Consider the following 26,285-nt stretch of genomic DNA (forward strand, 5'->3'; position numbering starts at 1 on the left):
CCGGCGGGCGACGCGCTCCCCGGCTCCGTCGTGGGCCACCCCGCCGACCGTGCACAGGGCCGCGCCCGACAGCTCGTGTCCGGTGGGCCGGCCGCGGCGGTGCGGAACCTCAGCGATCCAACTGCAGCGCCCCGGACGGGCATGCCTCGACGACGTCGAGCACGGCGGCCTCCTGGTCGGGGTCGGGATCGCGCCGCAGGAGCACCACCGTGCCGTCGTCATCACTCTGGTCGAACATCTCGGGCAGGCGCAGCGCGCACAGGCCCGAACCGATGCAGACATCGCGGTCGGCGCGCACCCTCATGACGCGTCCCAGGTGATCGGCAGCGCGTGGACGCCGTAGGTGATCATGTCGTTGCGCAGGGGAACGTCCTCGGGCGGCACGGCGAGGCGGACGTTGGGCAGGCGACGCAGCAGCTCGGTGTAGCCGACCGTCATCTCGATCCGAGCCAACTGTTGACCGAGGCACTGGTGCACGCCGTGGCCGAACGCCAGGTGCGAGCTGCGTACCCGGGTCACGTCCAGCGCCTCCGGCTCCGGCCAGTGCCGCTCGTCCCGGTTCGCGGCCAGCAGGGAGATCACCACGGTCGAGCCGGCCGGGATGTGCTCCCCACCGAACTCCAGGTCCTCCTTGGCGAAACGGAAGAGCCCGGTACTGACGACGGTCAGGTAGCGCAGCAACTCCTCGACGGCGTCACCGACCCGCGCCGGCTCCTCACGCAGCACGGCGAGCTGCTCGGGGCGCTGCAGCAGCACGAACATGCCCAGCCCCAGCGAGCTCGCGGTGGTCTCCAGACCGGCGAAGAGCAGGAGGTTGGCGATGCCGACCAACTCGTCGTCGGTCAGGGCGGGATCGGCGCCCGCCTGGTGGACCAGACCGGAGATGATGTCGTCGGTGGGATTCTTCCGCTTGTCCGTCACGAGCCGCTGCATGAACGCGCGCTGGGCTTCGACGTTCTTCACCGCTTCGTCGACCGACACGTTCGTCTGCAACAGGGCCGCGGCACGCTGCTGGAACTCCTCGCGGTCCGCGTAGCGCACGCCGAGCAGCTCGCAGATCATCAAGGAGGGCACCGGAACCGCGAACTCGGAGACCAGGTCAGCACTGTTTCCCCCGGCCAGCATCGCGTCCAACCGGCCGGTGACGATCTGTTCGATCCGGGTGGCGAGCTCACGAATTCTCCGCACCGTGAACTGCCCGGTGAGCAGTTTGCGGTAGCGGGTGTGCTCCGGCGGATCCATGTTGATGAACGACCCGGCCCGGGCCTTGTCGCCCCGCAGCTGCTCGCCGAGTTCCTTCGGGAGGTTCCGGAACCTCGGGTGGTAGCGGAACCGGTCGGCCGAGAAACGCGGATCCGACAGGGCGGCCCGAGCCTCTTCGTACCCGGTGACCAACCAGAACGGCTCACCGTCCGGCAGCTTCGCCCTGCCGATCGGGGACCGATCGGCCAGCTCGGCCAGGGCGGGCGGCAGCGTGAACGGATCGTCGCGCTGCATGAGCTCTCGGGGAAGCGGCGCCGGAAGTGACTCGCCGGCGGGCGGGGTCTTCGTCGTCTCGGTCGTCACCACAGAGACCTTTCTTCACTCTCCGGCAGACAGCGCGTCATGTCCGCCGATCTGCCAAGGGTCGATGGTGGCACCGGACCACCCCACGGGGCACCGCCTTGCGGTCGACGTCGATCTGCACGCGTCTCCGGGAGACTAGGACGGCGTCACCGGCCGCACATCCCTCGTCCTGATAGCGCTACGACAGCGGGCACACCGCGGCCGGGTTCGGCAGGCCACCGACATGCAGATCGCGTGATCGGCGCCGGGGCCCGGCACCCACACCTATCAGGTTGGGGGATGCTCAGCCTGCCGACCCTTCCTATCGTTTGCCGAAACGGCGCCGCAGAGCGCCCGCCCCCATGCCTACCGAGCGCAGGCTTTTCAAGACGAAAGGGAGGGGCTCATGACCACCACTGCCGAGACATCGGCCAAACCGGTCGACCTGTTCTCACCAGAAGTGGTCGCCGACCCGTTCGGCTGGTACGCGCGGTTGCGCGAGGAAACCGGGCCAGACACCGGGACGCTGAACATCGGCACCATGATGGGCGGGCCCGAGATGTGGCTCGTCACCCGCTACGAGGACGTGCGCCAGGTCCTCACCGACCCGCGGTTTCTCACCAACCCGCCGCCCGACTCGACCATCGCGGACATCCGCGACGGCGTGTTCAAGCGGTTGGACTTCCCGCCGGACCTGATCCCGTGGATGGCCAACCTCCTCAACGTCTCCGACGGCGAGGACCACACCCGGCTGCGCAAGCTGGTCTCGTACGCGCTGACCGCCCACCGGATCGGCAAGCTGCGCCCCCGGGTCGAGAAGATCACCGCGGATCTGCTCGACAAGCTGGCCGAGGACGGCAAGGACGGCTCACCGGTCGACCTCGTCGAGGAGTACTGCTACCCGCTGCCGGTCACCGTGATCTGTGAGCTGGTCGGAATCGACGAGCCCGACCGGCCGCACTGGCGTGCCTGGGGCGACTCGATGGCCACGATGAACGGCGAGCGCATCCCCACCACGCTGCTCAAGTGCATCGAGCTCGCGCGGGAGTTGATCGAGAAGAGGCGCGCCGAACCCCAGGACGACCTTGTCACCGCGCTCGTTCAGGCGCAGACCGAGGACCCGAGCCGGGTCTCCGACGACGAGATCATCGGCATTCTGTTCAGTCTGGTGACCGCCGGCCACCAGACCACGACGTACCTCATCGGCAACTCGGTCATCATTCTCCTCGAGAACCCCGAACAGCTCGCGCGGCTGAAGGAGAACCCGTCGATGTGGCCGCAGGCGGTGCGCGAGCTGCAACGCCTGGGCCCGATCCAGTTCGCGCAGCCGAGGTTCCCCTCGGAGGACATCGAGCTGGGCGGCGTGACGATCCCGAGGGGCGCGCCGGTGGCGCCGCTGCTGCTGGCCGCGAACACCGACCCGCGCAAGTTCCCCGACCCCGACAAACTGATCATCGACCGGCTGGCCGTCGGCAGTGAGAGTCATCTGGGGTTCGGCAAGGGCATCCACCGCTGCCTCGGTCAGCACCTCGCCTACCAGGAGGCAGAGGTGGCGCTGCAGGGGCTGTTCACCCGGTTCCCCGACCTCTCCCTCGCCGTGCCGCGCGAGGAGATTCCGTGGATCCTGCGGCCCGGGTTCACCCGGACCAGGACCCTCCCGCTGAAGCTCGTCTGAGCACCCCGGCGCACAGGCCACATCCGGCCGGCGGCCTGGAAGCAACGTCCTGGCCGTCGTTCGTCGGGAAGTGGGTGCGTCGGTTCCATTCGCCACGACCTGCCTCGTCCGCGTACCGCCGCCGGCGAGTCGGCAGGCTCGGCTGATTCGCCTCGCCTCGGGGTGCAGGTCCTGGCGGTTCGACGACCGAACCGCCAGGACCTGCACGCCGTCCGACGGTTGATCAGCCGAGCCTGTCTGGCAGGCCAGCACGTTCTCAACAGAGAGGGGTTCGTTCGCATGCGCAGGCCGAAGGAGGTCCGGGTGTGTGCGCTGTCCGACCTGGACGACAAGGCGCCTCTTGCCGTCGAGGTCGGTGACCTCCCCGTCGTGCTGGTGCGCGTCGGGGACGAGGTGCACGCTCTGCGGGACCAGTGCTCGCACGCACTGGCGACGTTGTCGACGGGCGCGGTCACCGGCAAGGGGATCGAGTGCTGGCTGCACGGAGCGTGTTTCGACCTGCGCACCGGCGCGCCGACCTCCCCGCCTGCCGTCGTTCCGGTGGACGTCTACCCGGTCCGCATCGACGGGGAGGACGTGTTCGTCGACCTCGGCACCACCGTGAACTGACTGCCCCGTCGACAAGAGGTGCGGGACCCGTGCGTCCAGGGGCGCTACCCCGCGTCGACCGGGCCGTACGTCGTCACCGGTCGCCGCCGGCTGATCGGAAACCAGCGGTGTGACGACCCGGGGTGAGTGGCCCGCAGTTGTACTGCGGGCCACTCCGGAAGCCGCGGCGCTGCACCGTCCGGGCGGACGACCCGAGCGGCCGGCCCGGCCCCGTGCTCAGCCGGGCTTGCGAGCGGTGAGCAGGACGTACCCCACCGCCGGTTCGTCAGCGAACTGGCGGAACCGCGACAGCGTGACACCGAACTGCTCCGCCCCGATGTGCTGCTCGGCGAGATCGCGTGCCGCCTCGAACCGTTCCGCGGCCTTGGCCCACGACGGTCGGGTGTGGTCGCTGACGTCCTCGATCGCCTCGGGCAGCAGCCCGACGGCGCGCAGGTTGGCCTGGTACTCGTCGATGTCGACGAACTTGAGCACACCCGTTCGGACCAGGTCGACGCTGGAGGCGTCGGCCGCAGTCCCGTCGACGCTGCGGAGCAGGAAATCGCCGATCGCCAGCCGTCCCCCGGGCCGCAGCACCCTGGCCGCTTCCCGGACCACCTGCCACCGATCCGGCATGTGGTGCAGGGATTCCAGTGCCCAGACGACGTCGAACGACTCGTCCGGGAACGGCAGCTCCATGGCGTCGGCGAACTGGAAGGACAGCCGGTCGGCCAGTCCGGCGGCGGCAGCGCGGTCGTTGGCCCGTTCCACCTGGCCCTTCGCGATCGAGATTCCGACACCCACGATGTCGTGCGCGGTGGCCAGCCTGATGGCCGGCTCGCCAATGCCGCAACCGATGTCGAGCAGGCGATCGCCCGGCTCGATGGTCAGCAGTCCGGCGAGCTTGTCGGTCAGACGACTGGTGGCGACTTCGAACGACGCGTCGTCGGACGAGTCGTTCCAATAGCCGTGGTGCAGATTCTCGCCCCAGAGCTGGTCGAGCAGATCTGCAAAGTTGTCGTAGGCCTGCCCGATGTTGGACGGTGTCGGCTTTGTCACCACTACCCCTCAAGTGTCATTCTGTTCCGGCGGGACGATCCACGACGGGCGCAGGCAGACCACCGCACTGTTTCGCAGCGGAGTGATGACGGGAAGCTGCCGGCGCGGTCGCGGAATGACCGAGGGCAGCGGCTCCAGCGCGGTGACACATTGCTGACAGTCAATGCGACGGCCCGCACCGCCGTGCCTGTGACTGCCCTTCGACCATCGGTGATTCGTACGAGCATTCGTAGGCTAGGGCAGGCGCGCCCGGCCGGGCATACCTCGCCTTGATAGCGGTGACGGACCGGGACACGGCCCCTGACCTCCCACCCGCCGGGGCGGGTTTGACGCCGGCTGTCGGGCAGCGCCGGATCGGCCCTGGTCATTCACGACTGACGGCAGCGGTGGCGGTCGGCGGGGCGGAACGGGACGCCGGGCGGAGGTGGCGCCGATGGACGCTGCTACGCGGGCCGCGCCGGCGGTGGCGCGATCAGGCGGGCGAGCGCCACCGCGCCGTGCAGCGACTCGAAGGTGACGTCCGCTCCCCGCAGTCGACCCGCGCGGTGCAGGGTGGCCGGTCCGGACGCGACCGCCTGAGGCACAGGCAGTGACGCGTCCAGGTCCAGGCCGGTCCACTCCGGCCGGCTGGGCCACGAGGTGATCCGGCCTGCCGGGTCGACCGTCGCGGGCATCGCGACCCCCACCGCCCGCGAGGTGGTGCGCCGTCTCCACGCGTCAGCCGGCAGGGACGGCCGGGCAGAGGGCCAGCAGGTCAGCCGGGCGGTGCAGCACCACGTCGGGGCCGCCGGCGAGCAGCTCGCCGACGTCCTCCAGCGGCGCCCACAGCGCCGCCGCCGAGGCGACGCCGGCGCCCCGGGCGCTGGCCAGGTCGGTCGGCGCGTCACCGACCATGATGGCCCGCTCGGGCGGCACGTCCAGCAGGTTCAGGGCGTGCCGCACGATGTCGGGGGCCGGCTTGGGGCGGGCAACCTCGTCGGAGCCGATCACGTGGGCGAAGAACGGGAGCAGGCCGAGCCGGTCGAGCAGGGAGCGTGCGCGAGGCCCGCTCTTGCCGGTGGCGACGGCCAGCCGCAGACCCCGGACCCGCAGGGTCAACAGCAGTTCGAGGATGCCGTCGAAGACCTGCACCTGGTCGGCGAGTCGGTAGCTCTCGCGGACGAACGGCTCCTCCATCGCCAGCGGCAGGTTCATGATCCGCATGATGTCCGGAAAGTAGCGACCCAGGTGGCGGCGATACTCTTCGAAGGGCGCCGGGCCGTCGCCGACGACTTCGGCGTACGCGATGGCGAAGGCTTCGCTCATCACCGCGAAGCTGTCGACGACGACCCCGTCGAGATCGAAGATGACCGCGTGCCTGACCGGCGTCGAGGTGTCGGTCGCCGCAGCTGGCCGGTCGACGATCGGGAATGCCATGGAACACCTCTCTACCGGTACGCGGGCACCGCCCGCCGGGCGCGCGCCGATCCCGCCGACGCGTAGAAGCTCTCGATCATCCGCACGATGGGCCGGGCCTCGGCGATGGCGCGGCCACGGGTGCCGGGATCGGCCAGCATCGTGGCGAGCCCGTCCAGTTGCCGGGTGTACTCGACGCCGATCGGCTCGGTCGGCACCACGAGCCGCGTCGTGGTGCCCTCCCGGGTCACCGTCAGCTCGGATTCCGGCTGACGGTTGGAGCTGAAGCCGAAGGTGCACCTGAGGTCCGCGGCCCCGGCGCTGCCCTCGACATGGATCGACGACACGTCCCGCGCCTGGTGCGACGCCCAGCAGGCCCGCAGGGAGACCGAGACACCGTCGTCACGCACCAGGAAGCCGCGTGCCGTGTCCTCCACGTCGGCGACGTGCGCGCGGGGCTGGTCGTCCCGCCACGCCGCGTGCCAGGCGTCGGCATTGACGAAGTCGTCCGAGGTCACGCCGATCACCTGGGTGAAGCTGGCCGGGCCGAGCAGGAAGGCCAGCGTGTCGAGCAGGTGCCAGCCGAGGTCGAACAGGGCTCCCCCGCCGGCCTTGTCGCGTCGGGTGAACCAGCCGCCCGCCGGCACGCCCCGGGCCCGCACCCACCCCAGGTCGACGTGCCGGATGTCGCCGAGATCCGGCAGGACCCGCCGCAGGGCCCCGACATCGCCCCGGTACCGGGCGGCGCTGCCGGCCAGCAGCATCCCGCCCCTGCGCTCGGCCATGGCGAGGATGTCCGCCTCGGCCGAGGTCAGGCAGACCGGCTTCTCGATGAAGACGGAGATGCCGGTGGCGAGCAGGGCGCCCGCCACCTCGACGTGCAGATGGTTGGGGACCGCGACGACGGCCAGGTCGACGTCGCGCGCGGTGAGCGCGTCCACGGCAGGGTGCGCGGCGACGCCGGTCGCCTCCCGGAACGCCGCGCGCGACGCCGGGTCGGCGTCGACGGCGGCGACCACCTCGAAGTCCGCATGCTTGCGCAGCAGCGGCAGCCACAGCTCCCGCCCCGCCCAGCCGAGCCCGACCACCGCGACCCGGACGCTCACAGGGTGGCCAGGACGTCGGCGACGATCTCGGCCGTCGCGTGCATCTCCTGCTCCCCGGCCAGCAGGACCCGGTGGTGCAGCCAGAGACAGTCCCGACTGATGGCGTCGGTGTGGGGGCAGCGCTCCGCGATCGCGTCGAGGCTCTCGTCGGGTGCGCCGAACTCCCAGAAGGCGTCGGTGCGGTAGATCGCGCGGAACGCCGCGAAGACGGGCAGGCCCCTCGCCACGAGCCGATCGACCAGGGCGTTGCGGTCCTCCTCGCTGATCCCGGGGACGCGGAACATCGCCATGTAGTGCGAATTACGGTTGGCGCGCAGGTCGCCGCCCTGAGGCACCACACCGTCGATCGCCCCCAGCAGCCGGGACAACAGCGTCCAGCGCTCGTCGCGCACCGCGGTCTGCGCGTCGAGGCGACGCAGCTGCGCCCGCAGCACGGATGCGGAGAACTCGTTGAGACGCATGTTGGACCCGGAGATCCGGTGCAGGTACCGACGGTCGTTGCGCGGTCGGCCACAGCTGTGCCGCAGGAACGCCGTCTCGTACTTCTCCGTCTCGCCCTCGGGGAAGGTCACGGCGCCGCCCTCGCCCGCGGTCATCAGCTTGCCGTTCTGGAAGCTGAACGTGGCGATGCTGCCGAGTTCGCCGACGCGTCTGCCCTGCCATTGCGCGCCGTGGGCGTGCGCCGCGTCCTGCAGCAGCGGCACGCCGCTCTCCGCGGAGATCTTCGCCAGCGCGTCCATGTCCGCCATGAGACCGGCCATGTGCACCGGCATGATCACCTTGGTGCGTGGGGTGACGGCGGCGGCGACCGCGGCGGGGTCGATGTTGTACGTGTGCGGGTCCACGTCGACCGGGACCGTGACCGCGCCCAGCCGTTGGGCCGCCTGGGAGGAGGAGATGAAGGTGAAGGCCGGCACGATGACCTCGGTGCCCGGCCCGACGCCCATGATCTGAAGGGCGAGTTCCAGCGCGTGCGTGCCGTTCGTGACCGCCAGCGCGTGCTCGGCGCCGTGGTGGTCGGCGAACTCGCGCTCGAACGAGTCCACCTCGTCTCCGCCCATGCGCCACCACTGGCCCTGCTCGAGCGCACGGATCAGGCCGTCACGCTCCGCATCGTCGTACTGAGGCCACGCGGGGAATTCTGGTGCCTGTCGCACGTCCATGTCTCTCCGAATTATCCGTAGGGGTCCGGCTGAGGAAAAGCGTGAACGGCAGTGTGTGCGGAATTGCGATTCCAGCCTCCGCGTCAGGCTATGTTCACGTTTGGCGGCTTACATCCCTCGGTCTGGTAGTCGTCGCCGCGTCATCCAGTCGGAAAAAGGCACGGTACGAGTCCAGTTGGCCATCGAGCATGTGGATTCCGTAATGGACGTGGTGCCCCAGTGCCGCCGCTTCACGGAGAAGACGGGTCTCCCGGGGATTCATGATGATGTCCGCCACCACACCGCCCGGCCGCAGAAGATCCGGCCGGAACGGCAGTGGATCACCGGGGTCGAGCCCGAGGGGCGTGGCGTTCACGACGATGTCGGCGACGTCCAGCTCCGGTCCGGCCGAGGTGACGGTCCGGCCCGGCCAGTGCGCGTCCAGGCGGGAGCGGAGCCCGGCCAGTCTGCCGGCGTCCGGGTCGCACACCGACAACCCGTCGACGCCGGCCGCCAGCAGCGCCGCGGCGATGGCACTGCCCGCGCCGCCCGCCCCGACGAGCACCACCCGCCTGCCCCTCGGGTCGTGGCCGGCGTTCACCAGACCGGCCACGAAACCCAGACCGTCGAAGGTCTCCGCGTACCAGCTGCCGTCGGCCTCCCGCCGCAACGCGTTGGCGCTCCCGGCGATCTGCACCATCGGGCTGCACCGGTCGGCGAACGCGACGACAGCCGCCTTGTGCGGCACCGTGACGAAGATGCCGTCGACGTTGCCCACGCACCGCAGCCCGTCGACGATCCGTTCGAGGTGCTCCGGCCTCGCGTGCACCGGGACCAGCACCGCGTCGACGCCCAGCCGGGCGAAGAGCGGGTTCATCAACGCGGGCGACCGGACCTGGGTGACCGGACAACCCAGCACGACGTACAGGCGGGTGGTGCCGCTGATGCGCGCGGTGCCGTTCATCGGGACCGCGCCTGGACGCCCGTGCGGCGGGCGGCCAGCAGCTCCGCGACGCAGGATGCGAGCTCGATCGACTGCTCGGCGTTCAGCCGTGGGTCGCAGGCGGTCCGATAGCGGGTGGGCAGCTCGTGCTCGGCGATCCCCGAGGTGCCACCGAGGCATTCCGTGACGTCCTCACCGGTCACCTCGACGTGGATCCCGCCAGGGTGGGTGCCGAGACCACGGTGTACGTCGAAGAAGCCGGCGATCTCGTCGACGACGTGGTCGAAGTGTCGGGTCTTGAAACCGTTCCGCGAGTTCCGGGTGTTGCCGTGCATCGGGTCGCACTGCCACACCACCTGGTGCCCGGAGGCGGTGACCTTCTCCACGATCGGTGGCAGGACGTCGCGGACGCGGTCGTGCCCCATCCGGCTCACCAGCGTCAGCCGACCCGGTGTGGCGTGCGGGTCGAGGCGCTCCACGTACTCGACGGCCAGCTCCGGGGTCACGCTCGGACCCAGCTTGAGGCCGATCGGGTTGGAGATCAGCTCGGCGAACGCGACATGGGCCCCGTCGAGTTGACGGGTGCGCTCACCGATCCACAGGAAGTGCGCGAGCCCGCTCGTCAGCCGCGCCCCGGGCCCGCAGGCGTCCGCCCAGAGCCCGGCCCGCTCGTACTCCAGCAGGAGCATCTCGTGGCTGATGTAGACCCCGCTCGCGCGGACACCCCGGATCACCCGCATCGCGCCGGCCGAATGCGCGTGGGCACGCAGCATGCGCTGCGGATCAGGGGTTCTGGCCTCCGCGGTGGGCTCCGCGGAATTGATGATGTCGCCCCGGTAGACCGGAAGGCCCGAGGCGTCCACGGCATTGGACCGGGGCTTGGCGTACTGCCCGGCCATCCGCGCGACGGTGACCACCGGCATGCCGGCGGCGTGGGTCAGCTCGGCCGACATCCGCGACAGGACCTGCAGATTGGCGTGCAGATGCGCTTCGGTGTTGTCGACGAACGTCTCGGCGCAGTCACCCCCCTGCAGCAGGAACGCCTCGCCGCGGGCGACCGAGGCGAGCTGGTCGGCCAGTTGCGCCGTCTCGGCCGGCACCACGATCGGGTCGGCGCGCTGAAGCTGCTCGATCACGGCGCCGGCCCGCTCCGGGGCCGGCCAGGACGGCTGCTGCGCGGCGGGGCGGGCCAGCGCCTCGTCCAACCGGCGGCCCAGGACTTGGTCGGCGAAGCAGCGCTCGTGGGCCGGGGCTCCGGTCTCGGCCGGCCGGCACGGAAACCGTCTCATGTCAGCACCGCATCGGGCGTGGCGGCCCCGACGAGCGAGTCCATCGGCGCACGCGGCATCCCGGCCAGGACCCGGAAGACCACCTCCTGCGGCACGTCGGTCACCAGCTGCGCGCCTTCCGGCCCGTCGAGGACGAAGCCGAGCCCGCTGACCGCCTTCTTGTCCCGGTGCATCTGGCGGACGAGGAGCTCGGGATCGACCTCCGCGGGCAGAGCGGTGGGCAGGCCGTAGTGGCGCACCACCGCCAGGTGCTCATCCGCTCTGGACCGGTCGACACGACCCAGCGCATGTGCCAACCGGCCCGCGAAGACCGTGCCGACGGCGACCGCCTCGCCATGACGTAGCGCGAACCCGGTCGCCAGCTCCAACGCGTGGCCCAGCGTGTGGCCGTAGTTGAGCAGATGCCGCTTCCCGGCGTCCCGCTCGTCCACCTCCACGATGCCCGCCTTGAGGGTCACGCTGGCGGCGATCTGCTCAGTGAGTGGCAGCCCGCGCAGGTCACCGGCGCCGATGAAGTGACAGCGGGCGATCTCGCCGAGACCGCTCAGCATCTCCCGAGCGGGGAGGGTCGACAGGTAGTCCGTGTCGCACAGCACCGCGCGGGGCTGCCAGAACGCGCCGACCAGGTTCTTGCCCTCCCGCAGGTTCACCGCCGTCTTCCCGCCGACGCTGGCGTCCACCTGAGCGAGCAGCGACGTGGGCAGGTGGATCACGTCCACGCCCCGGTGGTAGAGCGCGGCCGCCAGTCCGACGACGTCGGTGGTCGTCCCGCCACCGCAGGAGACGACGACATCGGACCTGGTGAGCCCGAACCGGACGAACTCACCGCACAGCGCCTCCACGGTGGCGAGGGTCTTGCCCTGCTCGCCGTCCCGGGCAGGCAGCAGCAGGGTCTCCACGCCCGTGTCCGGCACCCATTCATCGGGGCGGGCCGACACGACGACGGCCCGTTCGGCGCCCAGTCGGCGAACCACCTCGGCGAGCGAGTTACGCACTCCCGGACCGACGACCACCTCGTAGGAGCGATCTCCGAGTCGTACCGGGACTGTCCTTCTCACGGCGCCTTCTTCGGTGCGTCCTGCGCGCTCCGGCGGGTGGGGTCCACGGCCTGCGTCAGGGTCACGCCGCCGTAGAAGGCCCACACGAACCGGGCGTACTCCTCGAAGCAGATCCGCCAGAAGTTGACGAACCCTGCGAACGGACGGTCCTCGTTCTCCATCGTCTCCCTTTCTGGTGCCGACCGAACGCGAGCTCAGTCGAGATCGCCGGAGAGGATGCGGGACAGCAGCATCCGGTGCTCGGCGTCGTCGGTGATCGTGCGCACCTGTTCACGGCCGTTCCGGACGGTCAGGTGCCGGCGCTGTCGCAGGAACACCTGACCGTTCTCGACGGCCCGGCCGCACAGGACCTCCCGGGTGTCGTCCCGCCCCGGGTCCGACAGAATCTCCCGCAGGTTGTCCTCCAGCTCCTTCCAGTCGCCGAACTGGCGGGGCTTCGTCGTGAAGGTGTAGACGACCCCCCACCGGGTGGCCACTCCCCTTCGTTGCAGCGCGAACCCCGACGCCTGCTCGACCAGGCGGAACTGGCTGCCGTACTGCGCCTGCACCGTGTCGCAGAGCCGCAGCGGCTCGACGTAGGTCGGGCCCGGGTAGCCGACGTCCACCAGCCACTCGTCGCCGCCCAGGGTGACCCGGTTGAACATGTGCTCGATGTCGGTCCCGAGCCCGGCCCGGCCTTCGGCGGTGCTGCCCGCCAGCAGCGTGACGTCGTAGCCCAGTTCGCCGAGGAGCCGGTGGAACAGCCGGTTCAGGTGGTAGCAGGCGCCGCCGCGCCCGTCGACGACGCTGCGCTGGAACACCGCGTCCTCGTCGAGGTCGACCACGTCCGTTCCATCGCCGATGCCGTAGGCGAGACTGCTGTACGGAATCGCCATGAGATGCCTCTTGTGCAGCGTCCGCAACGCGTCGACGCTCACACCGGTCTGTCGCCCGCAGCCGATTCTGCGCAGATAGACGTCCACGTCGAACATGTCCTCACCCTCTTTCAGACGGAGATCGCCACCGGGGTGACGGCCTGGTCGCTGCAGATCAGCTCGTACAGGTGATTGGCGATCATTTCTGGCGTCGGATGGGCGAAGACGAGGTTGGCCGCGATCTTGCGGTCGGTGATGTCCCGCAGTCGGTTGCGCAGTTCGATGGCGGTGAGGGAGTCGAAGCCGATCTCGAACAGTCCCTGGTCCGCCTCGACGTGGTGGGTCGCGCTGTGGCCGAGGACCGAGGCCACCTGAGCCCGTACCAGGTCGAGCAGGATCCTGACCTGCTCGGTGGCCGGCAGTCCCGCCAACCGCTCGGAGAGCCGCCCGGGCTCGTGGCCGGCCGAGGTGTGCGCCTGCTGCCGGCCCACCCGGACCAGGCGACGCAGCATGTGCGGCACCGCGCCGCCCGCCGCCGCGTCGGCGCGGACCCCGCGCAGGTCCAGCTTCGCGGGCACCAGCAGCGTCCTGCCGGAGCCGACGGCGGCGTCGAAGAGTTCCATGCCTTCCGCAGGGGTCAGCGCCAGGAGTCCGCCACGCCGGTTCATCCGGGACCTGGCGAGGTCGTCGGTGCCGGCCGCCATGCCGCGGGTCTGCTCCCACAGGCCCCACGCCAGCGACAGCCCCGGCAGGCCCAGCGACCGGCGGTGAGCCATCAACCCGTCCAGGAACGCGTTCGCCGCCGCGTAACTGCCGCTGCCGGCGCCCATGAACACCGCCGACACCGACGAGTAGACGACGAACGCGTCGAGGGGCAGCTCACGGGTCAACTCGTCGAGGTGCCGCACCGCGTCCACCTTCGGCGCGAACACCTCCGCCAGCCGGTCCGGGGTCACCGTCCCGATCACCCCGGCGTCCGCGACGCCGGCCGTGTGCACGACGGCGGTCGGGCGGTGCCGCGCCAGCAGATCCGCCACCTGATCCCGGTCGGACATGTCGCAGGCCACCACCGACACGTCGGCACCCTGCCCGGTGAGTTCGGCGAGGAGAGCCGACGCGCCCTCGGCGTCCGGACCGCGCCTGCTGGCCAGCACCAGCCGCCGCACGCCGTGCCGGGCGACCAGGTGCCGGGCCGCGAGGCCGCCCAACGCCCCGGTGCCACCGGTGATCAGCACCGTCCCGTCGGGACCGAACACCTCCCCGGCGGCCGGGACTGAAGCGGCGACACGGGCCAGCCGCGGCACCGACAGCGCCCCGTCGCGGACCGCGACCTGCGGCTCACCGGAAGCCAGCACAGCGCCCAGCACGGACTCCGCTCCGTCGCCGGAACGCGGATCGAGGTCGACCAGAACGATCCGGTCGGGGTTCTCCGCCTGGGCGGCACGGACCAGGCCCCACACCGCCGCACCGGCGGGATCGGTCACCACGCCGTCACCGGCGGGCACCGCGCCCCGCGTCGCGATCATCAACCGCGACTCCTCGAACCCGCCCCCGTCCAGCCAGCACTGGACCACGTCCAGCACCCCGCTGGTGCGCTCCAGCACGTCACCGCCGCCGACGGCTTCCATGACCACCGCCGCCGGAGCGCCCGCCGTCCCCGACAGCACGTCGTCGGCGAGGGTCGCCACCTGTTCCGCATCCGCGACGAGCAGCCAGGACGGCGCGGGCTCCGCCCGAGCCGGGCGCGACCCGACCCACTCCACCTCGAACAACGAGTCGGTGAGCACGGTTGCTGCCGCCGCGGCGTCCAACTGCTCCCGGGACACCGGCCGACCCACCAGCGACTCCATCGTCACGACCGGGCCGCCGGCCTCATCCACGGCTTCGAGCGCCATCGCGTCGGGATCGGGGCTCGTGACCCGCACTCGCAGCACCGCGGCGCCCGCCGCGTGCAGTCGCAGCCCGTTCCACGCGAACGGCAGCGACAGCTCCCGCTTGCCAGACCCGTCGGCGGACGCGCCGAGCAGGGTCGAGTGCAGGGCCGCGTCCAGCAACGCGGGGTGGATGCCGAACCTGCCGGCCTCCTCCCGGTGCTCCTCACCGAGCGCGACTTCGGCGAAGAGTTCCTCGTCGCGCCGCCACACCGCCCGGACCGCCTGGAACGTGGGCCCGTACCCGTAACCCACCTGCGCGAGCCGCCGGTAGCCGTCACTGATGTCCAGCGGCTGCGCGCCGGGGGGCGGCCAGGCGGTGAAGTCGAAGCCGCCGCCGCTGCGCCCCAGTTCCACCGGGACCGCGAGCACACCGGTGGCGTGCCGGACCCACCTGTCCGCGCCGACGTCACCGGCGGCGTCCTCCCGTTGGGAGAAGACCTCGACGGTACGTGAGCCGTCGTCACCCGGCCCGCTGAGTGCGACCTGCACGCGTACCCCACCGTGCCGGGGCACCACCAGCGGCGCCTCGATCACGAGTTCGTCGACCACGGAGCATCCGGCTTCGTCCCCGGCGCGCACCGCCAACTCGGCCAACCCGGCGCCGGGAACGACGACGACGTCCCTGACCGCGTGGTCGGCCAGCCAGGGGTGGGACCTCAGGGACAGGCGCGAGGTGAACACGAGACCGTCGGACTGCGGCAGGTGCACGACCGCGCCGAGCATCGGGTGGTCGGCCCCGGCCAGGCCCAACGAGGCGGCGTCGGTGGCGGGCTCGGCCGCGTGGAGCCAGTAGTGCTGGTGGTCGAAGGCGTACGTCGGCAGATCCACCCGCCCGGTCGGGGTCGGCAGGACGGCGCTCCAGTCCACCGCGACGCCACGGACGAACAGCTCGGCCATGGAGGTGAGCAGCCGGGGCAGCCCGCCATCGTCACGCCGCAGCGACCCGACGACCACCGCATCGGTGTCGTCGGCACTCTCCGTGATCGGCTGGACCAGCACCGGGTGAGCGCTGACCTCGACGAACACCTTGTGCCCCTGGTCGATCAGATCCGCCAGGGCGGTGCCGAAACCCACCTGCTGGCGCAGGTTGCGGAACCAGTACCCACCGTCGACGACCCCGGCGCCCTGGATCCACTCACCGGTCACGGTCGAGAAGAACGGCACCAGTGGCGCCTGCGCACCGATCCCGACCAGCGCTGCCGCGAGGGTCTCCCGGACGCGTTCCACATGCCGGGTGTGCGAGGCGTAGTCCACCGCGATCCGCCGCACCCGGACGCCGTCAGCCGACAACGCCTCCACCGCCTCGTCCAACGCCTCGGCGTCGCCGGCGATCACCACCGAACCGGGCCCGTTGACCGCGGCCACCTCGACGCGTCCGGCCCACCGCGCCAGCCGTCCGGCGACCTCGTTCTCACCGAGTGAGACCGAGGCCATGCCACCGCGCCCGGACAGTTCCGTGGCGATGGCCCTGCTGCGCAACGCCACCACCCGGGCCGCGTCCTCCAGCGACAACGCACCCGCCACACACGCCGCGGCGATCTCCCCTTGGGAGTGACCGAGGACCGCGTCAGGAACCACACCGACCGAGGCCCACACCGCCGCCAGTCCCATCATGACCGCGAAGCTCGCGGGCTGGAGCACGTCGACCCGTTCCATCAGCTCGGGATCGCACTCACCCCGCAGCACGTCCACCAGAGACCAGCCGACCCACGGCTCCAACGCCGAGGCGCACTCGAAGATCCGCTCGGCGAAGACCGGAGACGACTCCAGCAGCTCCCGCCCCATGCCGACCCACTGCGCGCCCTGGCCCGGAAACACCCAGACCAGCTTCCCCGGCAGGCCCGAGGCGGCCGTCCTGCCCACCACCACGCCGGGCGCGTCCTCGCCCTGAGCCAGCGCCCGCAGGTTGGCCAGCGCCTCCACCCGGGACCCCGCCACCACGACGGCCCGCTCGGCGAACACGGCCCGCCCGGAGACCAGCGCCCGGGCCAGGTCCGCCGGCGACACCTCGTCGGAGCCCTCGACCAACTTCGCCAGCCGTCGGGCCTGCCCGGTCAGCGACGCAGCGCTGCGCGCCGACAGCACCATCGGCACCACGACGTCCGGCGACGGCGCGGAGACGAGCTGCGTCTTTTCGACCGGCGCCTCCTCGATGATCAGATGCGCGTTCGTCCCGCTGATCCCGAACGACGACACACCCGCTCGACGCGGACGGCCGTTCCGCGGCCACTCACGCGCCTCCGTCAGCAGCTCCACCGCGCCTGCGGACCAGTCGACCTGGGTCGTGGGCGCGTCCACGTGCAGGGTCGGGGGAAGGACGTCGTGCCGCAGCGCCTGCACCATCTTGATGACACCGGCGACGCCCGCCGCCGACTGCGCGTGACCGATGTTCGACTTGATCGAGCCGAGCCACAGCGGGTTGCCGGGCTCCCGCTCCTGCCCGTAGGTGGTCAGCAGAGCCTGCACCTCAATGGGGTCGCCCAGCGCCGTCCCGGTGCCGTGTCCCTCCACCACGTCCACGTCGGACGGGTGCAGCCCGGCGCTCGCCAGGGCACGGCGGATCACCCGCTGCTGCGACGGCCCGTTCGGCGCGGTCAGACCGTTGGAGGCGCCGTCCTGGTTCACCGCGCTGCCCCGCAGCACGGCCAACACCCGGTGACCCCGCTCCCGCGCCACCGACAACCGCTCCAGGACCACCACGCCGGCGCCCTCGGCCCAGCCGGTGCCGTCCGCGCCGTCCGCGTACGCCTTGCACCGCCCGTCCCCGGCCAGGCCACGCTGCCGGGAGAACGCCACGAAAGTGCCCGGCGTCGCCATCACGGTCGCGCCGCCGGCCAGCGCCATCGAGCACTCGCCCTGCCGCAGCGCCTGCGCGCCAAGGTGCATCGCCACCAGGGAGGACGAGCACGCCGTGTCGATGGTGATCGCCGGCCCCTCGAACCCGAACACGTACGACACCCGGCCGGACGCCACGCTCGATGCTCCGGCCGTGCTCGCGAAGCCCTCCAGTTCGGGCGTGGACACGCCCATCCCGTAGCCCTGCGCGGACACCCCGGTGAAGACGCCGACGTCGCTGCCCTTCAGCGAGGTCGGGTCGATGCCGGCGCCCTCCAGGGCCTCCCAGGACACCTCCAGCAGCAGTCGCTGCTGCGGGTCCATGGCCAACGCCTCACGCGGCGAGATCCCGAAGAACCCGGCGTCGAACAGCGCCGCGTCCTGCAGGAAGCCGCCCTGGCTCGTGGTCGACGTGCCCCGGTTGTCGGGGTCCGGGTCGAAGAGGTCCGCCAGGTCCCAGCCGCGGTCGTCCGGGAAGGGCGACACGCCCTCGCGGCCTTCGCACACCAGCCGCCACAGGTCGTCCGGGTTCGCCACGCCGCCGGGCAACCGACAGGCCATGCCCACGATGGCGATCGGCTCCTCCGGGTCCGCCACCGCGACGACCGCCGCCGGCGTGCCGGCCACCGTGTCGCCCAGGTCGTCACGTAGATAGCGCGCCAGGGCGATCGGACTGGGGTAGTCGAAGACCAGCGTCGCGGGCAACGTCAGGCCGGTCGCCTCGCGTATCCGGTTGCGCAGCTCGACCGAGGTCAACGAGTCGAATCCGGCGTCCTTGAACGCCGTGTCCGGACGCACGGCGTCCGCGCCGGCGTGCCCGAGCACGAGCGCGACCTGACCGCGTACCAGGTCCAGCAGGAGCGCCTCCTGCTCGGCCGGCGCGAGACCGGCCAGCCGGCGGGCCAGCCCACGATCCTCGGCGGACGCGGCGCGCGCCTGCTGTCGGGTCGGCCGGACCAGACCGCGCAGCAGGTACGGCACGTTCGAGCGGACCGCCCGGAGGTCCAGCTTGACCGGGACGAGGAGTGCCTGCCCCGAGCCGACGGCGGCGTCGAAGAGTTCCATGCCCTCGGCGGGCGTTATCGCCAGGACACCGCCGCGGCTCGCCCGGGCCTGGTCGGCGCCGCCCAGGTGAGCGGTCATGCCGTCGGCCTGCTCCCACAGGCCCCACGCCAGCGACACGGCCGGCAGACCGGCTGCCCGACGTCGGGCGACCGCCGCGTCCAGGAAGGCGTTCGCCGCCGCGTAGTTGCCCTGACCGGCCGATCCGAACACACCGGACGCGGACGAGAACACCACGAACGCTTCGAGGTCCATGTCCCGGGTGAGTTCGTCCAGGTGTCGCACCGCGTCGACCTTCGGCGCGAACACGGTGGCCAGCCGGTCGGGGGTCAACGCGCCGATCACACCGTCGTCCAGCACACCTGCCGTGTGCACCACGCCCGTCGGGCGGTGCTCGGCCAGCAGACCCGCCAGCTGGTCCCGGTCCGACACGTCGCACGCGACGACCGAGACGGTCGCGCCCTGCTCGGTCAGCTCGGCCACCAACGCTGCCGCACCGTCGGCGTCCCGGCCGCGCCGGCTGGCGAGGACCAGCCGGCGTACCCCGTGCCGGGACACCAGATGCCGCGCCACCAACGCGCCCAGCGACCCGGTGCCCCCGGTGACCAGGACCGGACCCTGCGGACCGAACAGGGTGGGAGGGTCGCCCGCCCGGTCGGTGACACGGGCGAGCCGGGGAACCAGGAACGTGGCGCCGCGAACGGCGACCTGCGGCTCCCCCGAAGCCAGCACGGACCCGAGCACCTGCTCGACCTCGCCGTCGGGGTCGAGGTCCAGCAGGATGATCCGGTCCGGGTTCTCGGCCTGCGCGGAACGCACCAGACCCCACACCGCCGCCGCGGCCGGATCAGCCACCGCGCCGGCACCGGCCGGCACCGCACCCCGAGTCACCACCGTCAGCCGGGACTCCTGCGGCCCCGCGTCGAGCCACGCCTGGACGACGCCCAGCGCCCGCGAGGTCACGGCCAGCGGATCGTCCTCGCCGACCACCTCGAACACCGCCGTCGACGGCGCATCGCCGGCCAGGGCCGCCACGTCGTCGACCGTGGCCACCGACACCCAGGAGGACGGGACGTGCGCGGAGATCGCGGGCAGTTCGGTCCACGCCAACCGGAACAGTGCGTCGCGGCCGCCCGCCGCCGCATCCAACTGCTCGGTGGACACCGGCCGGGACACCAGTGCGTCCACCGACACCACGAGCCCACCGGTCTCGTCGGCGGCTTCCACCGAGATGGCGCTGGGACCGGCGGACACGATCCGCACCCGCAGCGCCGACGCGCCGGCGGCGTGGAGCACCATCCCGTTCCACGCGAACGGCAGCACCGGCGGCCCGGACTCCTCCGCCGCGGCGGTGCCGAGCATGCCGGCGTGCAGGGCGGAGTCCAGCAGCCCGGGGTGGATGCCGAACCCACCGCCCGCCTGCGTACCTGCCTCCTCCGGCAACGCGACCTCGGCGAACACCTCTTCGCCCCGCCGCCACACCCTCCGCAGCCCCTGGAACGACGGACCGTACGCGTAGCCACGCTCGGCCAGGTCGGTGTAGAAGTCCTCCGTCCCGACCGGTCGTGCACCCGGCGGCGGCCAGGCGGCGAAGTCGAAGCCGGAGCCCCGACCCACCGGCCCGTCCGACAGGAACCCGGTGGCATGCCGGGTCCACGCGTCGGCGTCGTCGTCGCGCGCCGAGTACACGTCCACCGGGCGTGTCCCGGTCTCGCCCGGGGCACCGACGGCCACCAGGATCCGTACCCCGCCGCGCTCCGGGACGGCCAGCGGCGCCTCGATCACGAGTTCCTCGAGCACCCCGCAGCCGACCTCGTCGCCGGCGCGGACCGCCAGTTCGACCAGCCCGGTGCCGGCGAGGAGCACCACGCCGCCGATCGCGTGGTCGGCCAGCCACGGGTGCGACCGGAGCGACAACAGCGACGTGAACACCAACCCGTCCGACTGCGGCAGTCGCACCACGGCACCCAGCAGCGGGTGGTCGACCGCGGACTGCCCCAACGACGCGGCGTCCGTCGCGGCCTCGCCGGGCGGGAGCCAGTAGTTCTGCCGGTCGAAGGCGTACGTGGGCAGGTCGACGTGCCCGGCCGCCGGGGGCAGCAGGGTGGTCCAGTCGACGGGGACGCCGCGGACGAACAACTCGGCCACCGAGGTCAGCAGCGCCTGATCCTCCGGGCGGCCGTCGCGCAGGGCCGGAACGCAGGTGACCTCCGCGTCGATCGCCATGGCGGTCTCCGTCACCATCGCGGTCAACGCCGCACCCGGCCCGAGTTCCACGAACAGGGTTCCGCCGTACGCCACCGCGGCGGCGATCCCGTCGGCGAAGCGCACCGGCCGGCGTACGTGTTCGGCCCAGTACCGCGGGTCCGCCAACTCGCCGGTTTCCGCCAGACGGCCGGTCACGTTCGACACCACCGGGATCGCCGGCGGCTGCCACGCCACGTCGGCGAGCTCCGCGGCGAACTCGGCCAGCATCGGCTCCATCAGATGTGAGTGGAACGCGTGCGAGACCACGAGTTGCTTGGTCTTGTGACCACGTTCGCGCAGCCGGTCCGCGGCGGCGAGGACGGCGTCGTGGTCGCCGGAGAGCACGACGGAAGAGGGGCCGTTGACCGCCGCGAGTTCCACGCCCTCGCCCAGGAAGTCGCCGACCTCCGCTTCCCCGGCGGCCACCGCGGCCATCGCGCCGTTCGGCGGCAGCGCCTGCATGAGCCGGCCACGTGCCGCGACGACCCGCGCCGCGTCGGCCAGCGACAGCACGCCCGCCGCGTGGGCGGCGGTGATCTCGCCGATCGAATGTCCGATCACCGCGTCCGGCCGGATGCCCCACGACTCCACGAGCCGGTACAGGGCGCATTCGGTCGCGAAGAGGCCGGCCTGCGTGAACACCGTCTGGTTCAGCAGGTCACCGCTTCGCGGCAGCTTGTTCAGCACCACGTCGCGTACCGGGTGATCGATCCACCCGGCCAGACACGAGTCCAGGTGCCGGCAGGCCTCGTCGAACGCCTGCGCGAACACCGGATACCGGTCGTACAGCTCGGTGCCCATGCCGACCCGCTGCGAGCCCTGCCCCGGGAAGACCAGCACGACCTTGCCCGGCGCCGCCGAACCGGTCACCACGTCGGGCGCGGCCTGACCACCGGCGAGCGCGGCCAGCCCGGCCACCGCCTGCGAGGTCGACCCCGCGACCACCACGGCGCGCTCACTCAGCAGCGCCCGTTCGGACAGCAACGCCCCGGCCACCCGGGGCAGCGGCACGTCGGCACCGCCGAGGAACGATGCCAACCGCTCCGCCTGCCCCCGCAGGGAGGCCGCACCGCCCGCCGACACCACCAGCGGCACCAGCCCGGTGGATGGATCCGTCGACGCCACCTCCTCGTCGGCGGGCGCCTCTTCGAGGATCACGTGCGCGTTGGTCCCGCTGATCCCGAACGCGGACACGCCGGCCCGGCGCGGCCGACCGTCGCGCGGCCAGCCGCGGCTCTCGGTCAGCAGCTCGACCGCGCCGGCGGACCAGTCGACCTCCGGCGTGGGTTCGTCCACGTGCAGCGTGGGCGGCAGCACACCGTGCCGCAGCGCCTGCACCATCTTGATCACGCCGGCCACTCCCGCGGCCGCCTGGGTGTGACCGATGTTGGACTTGACCGAGCCCAGCCAGAGCGGGCGGTCCGGCTCACGGCCCTGGCCGTAGGTCGCGATGAGCGCCTGCGCCTCGATCGGGTCGCCCAGGGCGGTCCCCGTCCCGTGGGCCTCCACGGCGTCCACCTCCGCCGGCGTCAGCCCGGCGCCGGCCAGGGCCTTGCGGATCACCCGCTGCTGCGACGGTCCGTTCGGCGCCGTCAGGCCGTTCGACGCGCCGTCCTGGTTCACCGCGCTGCCCCGCAGCACGGCCAGGATCCGGTGCCCACGCTCGCGCGCCACCGACAGGCGCTCCAGCACCACGACACCGACACCCTCGGACCAGCCGGTGCCGTCAGCGGCCGCGGCGAACGCCTTGCTCCGCCCGTCGGCGGCCATCACCCGCTGCCGTGAGAACGCCACGAAGGTGCCGGGCGTCGGCATCACGGTCGCGCCACCGGCCAGCGCCATCGAGCACTCCCCCAACCGCAGCGCCTGTGCGGCCAGGTGGATCGCCACCAGCGACGACGAACAGGCCGTGTCGATGGTGACCGCCGGGCCCTCGAGCCCGAAGGAGTACGACACCCGGCCGGACGCGACGCTCGACGCCGACCCGGTGCCGGCGAAGCCTTCCAGCTCCGGGGTAATCGAACCGGCCCCGTAGCCCTGGGTGAACACGCCGGAGAACACCCCGACGTCCGTGCCCTTCAAGGACGTCGGGTCGACGCCGGCGTCCTCCAGGGCCTCCCACGACGTCTCCAGCAGCAGCCGATGCTGCGGGTCCATCGCCAACGCCTCCCGGGGCGAGATCCCGAAGAAGCCGGCGTCGAACTGCCCGGCGCCCTGCAGGAAGCCGCCCTGGCTGGTGTACGAGGTGCCGGGATGGTCCGGGTCGGGGTCGAAGAGGCCCTCCAGGTTCCAGCCCCGGTCCTCGGGGAAGTCGGAGAGGGCGTCCACCCCGTCGGCCACCAGCCGCCACAGGTCCTCCGGGGAGGACACGCCACCCGGGAACCGGCACGCCATCCCCACGACGGCCAGCGGCTCCTCGGCGTGCCGCGAGCCCTGCTGCTTGAGGGTGTGCAGCTCGGCCGTGACGCGCTTGAGGTACTGGAGAAGTCTTTCGTCCGTGGCCATTCTCGTCTGTCCTTACGCGAAGGTGTCGAAGGGTGGGAGCGTCGATCCGGTGTCAGGCGAGTCCGAGTTCCGCGTCGATGAAGTCGAGGACGTCGTCGGCGGACGCGGCTTCGAGCTGCTCCGCCACCGAGGCGACGTCCGCCTGTTCGCGGACCCCGTTGCACCTGGCCACCAGCCCTTGCAGGCGCAGCGTGACGGCGGATCTCGTGGACGCGTCGAGGGTCAGGCCGCCGATCAGCGACTCGACCTCCTCGATCCTGGCGTTGACCTGGGCGAGCGCGTCGCCGCCGGTGCCGAGCTGGTCGCGCAGGTGACGTGCGAGGACGTACGGAGTGGGATAGTCGAAGGCCATCGTCGCGGGCAACTTCAGGCCGGTCGCCTCCCGTAGCCGGTTGCGCAGCTCCAGCGACGTCAACGAGTCGAACCCGGCGTCCTTGAACGCCCCGTCGGCCCGCACGGCCGCGGCACCGGAGTATCCGAGTACCACCGCGACCTGAGCGCGTACCAGGTCCAACAGCAGCGTCTCCTGCTCCGCCGGGGCAAGTCCGACGAGCCGCCGAGCCAACCCGCCGTCCCCGCCGGTCGTGGTACGCGCCTGCTGCCGTCCCGACCGCACCAGAGCGCGCAGCAGGTGCGGCACCACGCGGCCGGCGCGCACCTCCCGAAGGTCGAGCTTGACCGGCACCAACAACGCCTGCTCGGAGGTGAGCGCGGCATCGAACAGGGCCATGCCTTCCGCCGCCGTCATCGGCCGCACCCCGCCGCGGCTCATCCGGGCCTGGTCGGCCCCGCCGAGATGCGCGGTCATGCCCGTGGCCTGCTCCCACAGGCCCCACGCCAACGACAGGCCGGGTAGGCCGCTCGCCCGTCGGTTCGCCATCGCGGCGTCCAGGAAGGCGTTCGCCGCCGCGTAGTTGCCCTGACCGGGAGAGCCGAACACGCCCGACCCGGACGAGAACACCACGAACGCGTCGAGTTCCATGTCGCGGGTCAGCTCGTCGAGATGCCGCACCGCATCCACCTTGGGCGCGAACACCCGCGCCAGCCGCTGCGGAGTCAACGCCTCCGTGACACCGTCGTCGAGCACACCCGCCGTGTGCACGACGGCGGTCGGACGGTGCTCGCTCAACAGGGCCGACACGTGGTCCCGGTGCGACAGGTCGCAGGCGACGACCGACACCTCGCCGCCATGCTCCGCCAGCTCCGCCACCAGGTCCGCCATGCCGTCCGCGTCCGGGCCGCGCCTGCTGGCCAGCACGACGCGCCGCACGCCGTGCCGGATCACCAGGTGTCGGGCCAACACCGTCCCGAGTACGCCCGCACCGGAGACCAGGACCGTCCCTTCCGGATCGAACCCGGCACCGGCCTCGCGTACCTGCTCGCCGGCCCGGGCCAGACGCGGGACGAACAGCGCCCCTGCGCGCACCGCGACCTGCGGTTCCCCACTCGCCAGCACCAACCCGAGCACCGGCTCGTCGACGCCGTCGCGATCGAGGTCCAGCAGGACGATCCGGTCCGGGTTCTCGGCCTGCGCGGAACGCACCAGACCCCACACCGCCGCCGCGGCCGGATCAGCCACCATCCCGTCGCCGGCCGGCACCGCCCCCCGGGTCACCACCACCAGCCGCGTCTCGTCCGACCCGGCCGACCAGGTCTGCAGAGCGGCCAGCGCCCGCGAGGTCGCGGCCAGCGTGTCCTGCCCGCCCGCCACCTCCAGAACCTCGACGTCGGGCCGACCGTCCACCGGCCCCACCGCCGCGGCGGAAAGCTCGGTCCACTCCACCCGGAACAACGAGTCGTGGATCTCCGTCGTCGCCACCAGCTTCTCGACGGGGACCGACCGGGACGCGACCGAGTCGACGGTCACCACCAGAGCGCCGGTGCCGTCGGCCGCCGCGAGCGAGACGGTGCCGGCCTCGCCGTGAAGCAGCCTCACCCGCAGCGCCGAGGCGCCGGCTGCGTGCAGCGCCAACCTCTGCCAGTCGAGCGGCACCTGCGGCTCGTCCGCGCCGCCTGCCGCGCTCAGCAGCGTCGGGTGCAGGGCCGCGTCGAGCAGCGCGGGGTGGATGCCGTACGCGGTGGCGTCGCCGCGATGCTCCTCGGGGAGGGCGACCTCGGCGAAGACCTCCTCGCCGCGCCGCCACACCGCGCGCAGACCCTGGAAGGCGGGGCCGTAGCCGTAGCCGCGCTCGGCCAGGTCGGCGTAGAGGTCGTCGATGTCGACCTGCTGGACGCCCGTCGGCGGCCACGCCGTGAAGTCGACATCGTCGACCGGCAGCTGTGCGGCGGACAGACTTCCGGTGGCGTGCCGCGTCCACCCGTTGCCGTCGTCCGGTTGGGCGTACACGTCCAACGTCCGTTCGCCGTTCTCGCCGGGCCCGCTCAGGACCACCTGAACCCGGACGCCGCCGTGCTCGGGCACCACCAGCGGTGACTCCGTCACGAGTTCGTCGAGCACGGGACAGCCGACCTCGTCGCCGGCCCGCACCGCCAACTCCACCAGCGCGCCGCCGGGTAGCAGCACGACCCCGTCGACCGCGTGGTCGGCCAGCCAGGGGTGCGTCCGCAGTGACAGGCGTGAGGTGAACACCCGGCCGTCGGACCCGGGCAGTGGCACCATCGCCCCCAGCAGGGGGTGATCCGTCGCCGACTGGCCGAACGACTCCGGGTCCGTCGCGGACTGCTCGGTCCGGAGCCAGTAGTGCTGGTGGTCGAAGGCGTAGGTGGGTAGTTCCACCCGCGCCGACGCCGCTGCGGCCGGCAGCACACCGGTCCAGTCCACCGGCACGCCCCGCACGAACAACTCGGCCATCGAGGTCAACAACCGGCGCAGACCACCGTCGTCACGCCGCAACGACCCGGTCACCACCACATCGGCGTCATCGACGATCTCGTTGATCGGCTGCACCAACACCGGATGCGCGCTCACCTCGAGGAACACCCCGAACCGCTGACCGAGCAGATCCGCCACCGCCGGCGCGAACCGCACCTGACCACGCAGATTCTCGTACCAGTACCCGCCGTCGAGCACCCCCGCCTCACGGGCCC

Annotated in this window: 16 protein-coding genes; 2 read left to right on the forward strand and 14 right to left on the reverse strand. The window is 72.0% G+C overall.

Translation table 11 applies throughout. The annotated features are described in order from the left end of the window. Nucleotides 1-109: 109 nt before the first annotated feature. Both GA0070560_RS09065 and GA0070560_RS09070 read right to left on the reverse strand, forming a co-directional pair. Nucleotides 110-304: a ferredoxin gene (locus tag GA0070560_RS09065; protein ID WP_091293646.1), complete on the reverse strand. Its 195-nt coding sequence runs from the start codon at nt 302-304 to the stop codon at nt 110-112. Beyond that, entirely contained in the window at nt 301-1,497 is a 1,197-nt protein-coding gene (locus tag GA0070560_RS09070; protein ID WP_091293743.1) for a cytochrome P450, read from the reverse strand. The genes GA0070560_RS09065 and GA0070560_RS09070 overlap by 4 nt, the downstream gene beginning before the upstream one ends. A gap of 454 nt (nt 1,498-1,951) precedes the next feature. On the opposite strand from GA0070560_RS09070, the gene GA0070560_RS09075 reads away from it, so the two are divergent. Together GA0070560_RS09075 and GA0070560_RS09080 are read left to right on the forward strand one after the other, a co-directional pair. Next, on the forward strand, nt 1,952-3,220 hold the full coding sequence (locus GA0070560_RS09075) for a cytochrome P450 family protein (RefSeq protein WP_091293649.1): 1,269 nt from the start codon (nt 1,952-1,954) through the stop codon (nt 3,218-3,220). Between the two features lie 279 nt (nt 3,221-3,499). Next, the gene (locus GA0070560_RS09080) at nt 3,500-3,829 is read left to right on the forward strand and encodes a non-heme iron oxygenase ferredoxin subunit (protein ID WP_091293652.1); all 330 of its coding nucleotides are present in this window, start codon (nt 3,500-3,502) and stop codon (nt 3,827-3,829) included. A 216-nt stretch (nt 3,830-4,045) separates the two neighbouring features. Here GA0070560_RS09080 and GA0070560_RS09085 read toward each other — a convergent pair whose 3' ends face one another. The 12 genes from GA0070560_RS09085 to GA0070560_RS09130 all read right to left on the reverse strand — a co-directional run. After that, nucleotides 4,046-4,867 carry a methyltransferase domain-containing protein gene (locus GA0070560_RS09085; RefSeq protein ID WP_091293745.1) on the reverse strand — a complete coding sequence of 274 codons (822 nt, stop codon included), beginning with the start codon at nt 4,865-4,867 and terminating at the stop codon, nt 4,046-4,048. Between the two features lie 443 nt (nt 4,868-5,310). Then, the gene (locus tag GA0070560_RS29030) at nt 5,311-5,541 is read right to left on the reverse strand and encodes a hypothetical protein (protein ID WP_211565782.1); all 231 of its coding nucleotides are present in this window, start codon (nt 5,539-5,541) and stop codon (nt 5,311-5,313) included. Between the two features lie 43 nt (nt 5,542-5,584). Beyond that, a complete protein-coding gene (locus tag GA0070560_RS09090; RefSeq protein ID WP_091293655.1) occupies nt 5,585-6,283 on the reverse strand; it encodes an HAD-IA family hydrolase in 699 nt (232 codons plus the stop codon). An 11-nt stretch (nt 6,284-6,294) separates the two neighbouring features. Further along, nucleotides 6,295-7,368: a Gfo/Idh/MocA family protein gene (locus GA0070560_RS09095; protein WP_091293657.1), complete on the reverse strand. Its 1,074-nt coding sequence runs from the start codon at nt 7,366-7,368 to the stop codon at nt 6,295-6,297. Continuing rightward, a complete protein-coding gene (rifK, locus tag GA0070560_RS09100) occupies nt 7,365-8,531 on the reverse strand; it encodes a 3-amino-5-hydroxybenzoate synthase (protein WP_091293659.1) in 1,167 nt (388 codons plus the stop codon). The genes GA0070560_RS09095 and rifK overlap by 4 nt, the downstream gene beginning before the upstream one ends. Before the next feature lie 94 nt (nt 8,532-8,625). Next, the gene (locus tag GA0070560_RS09105) at nt 8,626-9,474 is read right to left on the reverse strand and encodes a shikimate dehydrogenase family protein (protein ID WP_091293662.1); all 849 of its coding nucleotides are present in this window, start codon (nt 9,472-9,474) and stop codon (nt 8,626-8,628) included. Then, the gene (locus GA0070560_RS09110; RefSeq protein ID WP_091293664.1) at nt 9,471-10,742 is read right to left on the reverse strand and encodes a 3-deoxy-7-phosphoheptulonate synthase; all 1,272 of its coding nucleotides are present in this window, start codon (nt 10,740-10,742) and stop codon (nt 9,471-9,473) included. Before GA0070560_RS09110 ends, GA0070560_RS09105 begins: the two co-directional genes overlap by 4 nt. Then, nucleotides 10,739-11,800, reverse strand: coding sequence for a 3-dehydroquinate synthase family protein (locus GA0070560_RS09115; protein WP_091293667.1), 1,062 nt, complete (start codon nt 11,798-11,800; stop codon nt 10,739-10,741). The genes GA0070560_RS09110 and GA0070560_RS09115 overlap by 4 nt, the downstream gene beginning before the upstream one ends. After that, complete coding sequence (locus tag GA0070560_RS28635; RefSeq protein ID WP_170839334.1) at nt 11,797-11,961, reverse strand: hypothetical protein; 165 nt, start codon at nt 11,959-11,961, stop codon at nt 11,797-11,799. Before GA0070560_RS28635 ends, GA0070560_RS09115 begins: the two co-directional genes overlap by 4 nt. Before the next feature lie 33 nt (nt 11,962-11,994). Next, entirely contained in the window at nt 11,995-12,771 is a 777-nt protein-coding gene (locus GA0070560_RS09120) for an arylamine N-acetyltransferase (protein ID WP_091293669.1), read from the reverse strand. A gap of 14 nt (nt 12,772-12,785) precedes the next feature. Further along, nucleotides 12,786-23,237: a type I polyketide synthase gene (locus GA0070560_RS09125; protein WP_091293672.1), complete on the reverse strand. Its 10,452-nt coding sequence runs from the start codon at nt 23,235-23,237 to the stop codon at nt 12,786-12,788. A 52-nt stretch (nt 23,238-23,289) separates the two neighbouring features. After that, the coding region (locus GA0070560_RS09130; protein ID WP_211565784.1) for a type I polyketide synthase at nt 23,290-26,285 on the reverse strand (2,996 nt) is incomplete at its 5' end.

The organism is Micromonospora halophytica (assembly GCF_900090245.1).
GTDB lineage: Bacteria > Actinomycetota > Actinomycetes > Mycobacteriales > Micromonosporaceae > Micromonospora > Micromonospora halophytica.